Origin of the sequence: Oerskovia sp. NPDC060287, from assembly GCF_042726775.1 — a bacterium.
Taxonomy (GTDB): Bacteria; Actinomycetota; Actinomycetes; order Actinomycetales; family Cellulomonadaceae; genus Oerskovia; species Oerskovia merdavium.
The window spans coordinates 1-4,011 of sequence record NZ_JBHXBO010000311.1 but is presented as its reverse complement, the minus strand read 5'-3'; the positions used below and the strand labels follow the sequence as shown (position 1 = coordinate 4,011).

Genomic DNA, 4,011 nt, shown 5'->3' with positions numbered 1-4,011 from the left:
AGACAGCGACCACGGTCGCCCGGCCCCGCCGTCGTGCTCTGCGACTACTCGAACGTGGCGCGCAGCGCCTCGATGAGACCGGGGACCAGGTCCGGCCCGAACGCCACGTCCGTCCCGTCGTCGTTGGCCCGCGTGCGGACCGCGCACCAGGGGGTGCCGTCGCGCAGGACGCCGACCGCGAGGCGCACGTCCTGCCGGTCCGGGTGCGAGGACAGGTAGGCGAGCGCGGCCGCGGGGTCGGTCGGCAGGCCCTCCTCGGCCGAGGGCGGCAGGATGACGCGCTCGGCGACGATCGCGGCGCCGTCGACCGTCGGCGGCCACGACAGGGTGCCGAGCAGCTCCTCGAGCGTCTCGGCGTCGGGCAGACCCTCCTGCTCGACCGAGACCAGGTGGTCGGGGATGCCGCGCGCCGCGGTCACGACCTCGGGCGGGAGCTGGTCGGCCAGGCCGGGGTTGGCGGCGATCGCGTCGGCGGTACGCACGAGCGCGAACACACGGGGCGGCGAGTCCCAGCCGTCGGCCGCGACGTGGGCCTCGACGTCGCGGACGGCGTCGGCGAGCGCGAGCTGGGCGAGGGGGACGATCGGCGCGGGGGCGTCGTCGGGCACGCCCGTGGGGGCGGGCGCGGTGAGGTCGTCGGGCTGGTCGGGGGCCGGGGAGGTCGTGTCGGGCATGGCACCAGCATGTCAGGCCCGACGGCGTCGGCGCAGTCGGCGGGTCCGGTCCGAGGTCCTGTGGGAACCTGGAACCGCTGCGGGCCGTTGACGGAATGGACGGCCTGTGGCCGGACCCTGTCAGGGCTGTGGACCACCTGTGAGAACAGGAGGTCGGCGCGAGCGACGGGGGCCGGTGCAGACGCCCGACGACCTGACGCTCGACCGAACGCAAAGAGGTAAGCCCACCGTGTCATTCGCCGCAGCGCCACGACGCCCCGCAGGGCGCGAGGCCGGCTCCAAACGACGACGTAGCCCGCTCGGCATTGCCGTCGCAGTCGTGGCCGCCCTCGTCCTCCTGCTGTTCCTGCTCGCCCAGTTCTGGACCGAGGTCCTCTGGTTCACCCAGCTCGGGTTCGAGGACGTCCTGTGGACCGAGTGGGGGACCCGCGCGGCGCTGTTCGTCGGCGGCTTCCTGGTGATGGGAGGACTCGTCTTCCTGTCCCTGTCGCTCGCGTACCGCTCGCGCCCCATCTACGCACCCTCGACGCCCGAGCAGGCGACGCTGGACCAGTACCGCGAGGCCGTCGAGCCGCTGCGCAAGGTCGTGACCGTCGCGGGGCCGGCCATCATCGGCTTCTTCGCCGGCGCGGCGGCCTCCTCGCAGTGGAGCACGGTGATCCTCGCGCTCAACTCCGAGCCGTTCGGCACCAAGGACCCGCAGTACGGGATGGACATCTCGTTCTTCGTGTTCACGCTGCCCGTGCTGCGCTTCGCGGTCGGTTTCCTCATGGCCGCGGTGATCATCGCGGGCATCGGGGCGCTCGCGACGCACTACCTGTACGGCGGCCTGCGCATCGGCGCGGGGGCCGGGAACGGGCCGCGCACCACCAAGGCGGCGCGCGTGCAGCTCTCGGTGACGGCTGCGGTCCTCATGCTCCTCATCGGCGCGAACTACTGGCTCGACCGCTACTCGCTGCTGACCTCGTCGGGTGACAAGTTCGACGGCGCCTCGTACGCCGACGTCAACGCGGTGATCCCCTCGAAGGCGATCCTGACCGGTGTCGCGATCCTCGTGGCGCTGCTGTTCGTGCTCACGGCGATCCGCGGGAACTGGCGCCTGCCGGCGATCGGGGTCGGCCTGATGGTCGTCTCCGCGATCGCGATCGGCGGCATCTACCCTGCCGTCGTCCAGCGCTTCCAGGTCGCGCCGAACGCCCAGGAGTTCGAGGCCGAGTACATCCAGCGCAACATCGACGCGACCAAGTCCGCGTTCGGGCTCGACGACGTCGAGGCCGCGAACTACGACGCGAAGACCGAGGCGGAGGCGGGCGCACTGCGCGCGGACGCCGACACGACCGCGTCGATCCGTCTGCTCGACCCGCAGATCGTGAGCCCCACGTTCCGCCAGCTCCAGCAGAACAAGCAGTACTACAACTTCCAGGAGACCCTCTCGGTCGACCGGTACATGATCGACGGCGAGAGCCGCGACACCGTGATCGCGGTCCGCGAGCTCGACCTCGACGGTCTGGGCGCGAGCCAGCGCAACTGGGTCAACGACCACACCGTGTACACGCACGGCTACGGCGTCGTCGCCGCGTACGGCAACCAGATCGGCCCGGGCGGACAGCCGGCCTTCTACGAGGGCGACATCCCCTCGGTGGGCTCGCTGCCCGAGTACGAGCCGCGCATCTACTTCAGCCCCGAGTCCGACCAGTACTCGATCGTCGGCGCCCCCGAGGGCACCAAGTCGTGGGAGTTCGACTACCCGGACGACGACGCGGGCGGCCAGGTGACCAACACCTACGGCGCCGAGGACGGGGCCGTCGCAGGCCCGAGCGTGGGCTCGTTCGGCAACAAGCTGCTCTACGCGCTCAAGTTCGGCTCCGAGCAGATCCTGTTCTCGGAGCGCGTGACCGACGAGTCGCAGATCCTGTACGACCGGTCGCCGCGCGACCGCGTCGCCAAGGTCGCCCCGTACCTGACGCTCGACGGCAAGGTCTACCCGGCCGTCGTCGACGGACGCGTCAAGTGGATCGTCGACGGCTACACCACGACGAACTCCTACCCGTACTCGGCGTCGCGTCCCCTCGACGAAGCGACCCAGGACACGCTGACGGCGACCTCGCAGTCGGTGGCCGCGCTGGCGCCGCAGCAGGTCAACTACATCCGCAACTCGGTCAAGGCCACGGTCGACGCGTACGACGGTTCCGTGGACCTGTACGCGTGGGACACCGAGGACCCGATCCTCAAGGCGTGGGACAACGTGTTCCCGACGTCGCTCAAGCCGATCTCCGAGATCAGCGGCGACCTGATGAGCCACCTGCGCTACCCCGAGGACATGTTCAAGGTCCAGCGTTCGCTCCTCACGAGCTACCACGTGGACGACGCCCGCGAGTTCTTCTCCGGTCAGGACTTCTGGAACGTGCCGCGGGACCCCACGGCCGAGGGCACGGGCAACTCCAAGCCGTACCAGCCGCCGTACTACCTGACGCTCCAGATGCCGGGTCAGGAGGCTCCGGCGTTCTCGCTCATGACGACGTTCATCCCGGGTGGCAACTCCGACCGCGAGATCCTCACGGGCTTCCTCGCGGTCGACGCGGAGGCCGGGAGCACCGCGGGCGTCAAGGCGGACAGCTACGGCAAGCTCAGGCTGCTCGAGCTGCCACGCAACGCGACCGTGCCTGGACCCGGTCAGGTGCAGAACACGTTCAACTCGAACCCGACGGTCTCCAACGAGCTCAACATCCTCAGCCGAGGCAACTCGACCGTGATCCACGGCAACCTGCTGACGCTCCCGGTGGGTGGCGGCCTGCTCTACGTGCAGCCGGTGTACGTCCAGGCGTCGACGGGGACCAAGTTCCCGCTGCTGCGCAAGGTGCTGGTCAACTTCGGTGACCAGGTCGGGTTCGCGGACACGCTCGACGAGGCCCTCAACCAGGTCTTCGGCGGCGAGTCGGGGGCCGACGCCGGGGACGCCGGGGGAGAGGTCCTGCCGGAGATCCCGACCGACGGGGAGACCACCCCGCCGGCCGAGGGCACCGATCCCGGGACGGGCACCACGCCGGACACCGGGACCGAGGCGCCCGAGGCCAGGGCCCGCCTGGACCAGGCGCTCCAGGCAGCCAGCCAGGCGATCAAGGACGGCCAGGCCGCCCTCGCCGAGGGTGACTTCGCGGCCTATGGCGAGTCGCAGGAACGCCTCCAGACCGCCCTCGAGACGGCCATCGCGGCCGAGCAGGAGTTGGGGGGAACCACGACCCCGTGAGACGGCGCCCCGGCACGGGGTGCTCGGAGGGTGGTCGGCCGGTGAGGTGACCGCCACGACGACGGAGCGCCGCTCCCGATCCACAAGGGT

At 70.7% G+C, this 4,011-nt stretch carries 2 protein-coding genes; one reads left to right on the top strand and one right to left on the bottom strand.

The genetic code is table 11. The features are described from left to right. Positions 1–44 precede the first annotated feature (44 nt). On the bottom strand, positions 45–674 hold the full coding sequence (locus ACFWFR_RS18010; RefSeq protein WP_225220194.1) for a PPA1309 family protein: 630 nt from the start codon (positions 672–674) through the stop codon (positions 45–47). A 229-nt stretch (positions 675–903) separates the two neighbouring features. Between ACFWFR_RS18010 and ACFWFR_RS18005 the strand changes: the two genes are divergently transcribed. Next, positions 904–3,921 carry a UPF0182 family protein gene (locus ACFWFR_RS18005; RefSeq protein WP_191802849.1) on the top strand — a complete coding sequence of 1,006 codons (3,018 nt, stop codon included), beginning with the start codon at positions 904–906 and terminating at the stop codon, positions 3,919–3,921. The last annotated feature ends 90 nt before the right edge of the window (positions 3,922–4,011 follow it).

Bases quoted from the DNA above. Each gene is read 5' to 3' on its own strand.
- ACFWFR_RS18010 (WP_225220194.1), bottom strand. From the start codon at position 674: ATGCCCGACACGACCTCCCCGGCCCCCGACCAGCCCGACGACCTCACC.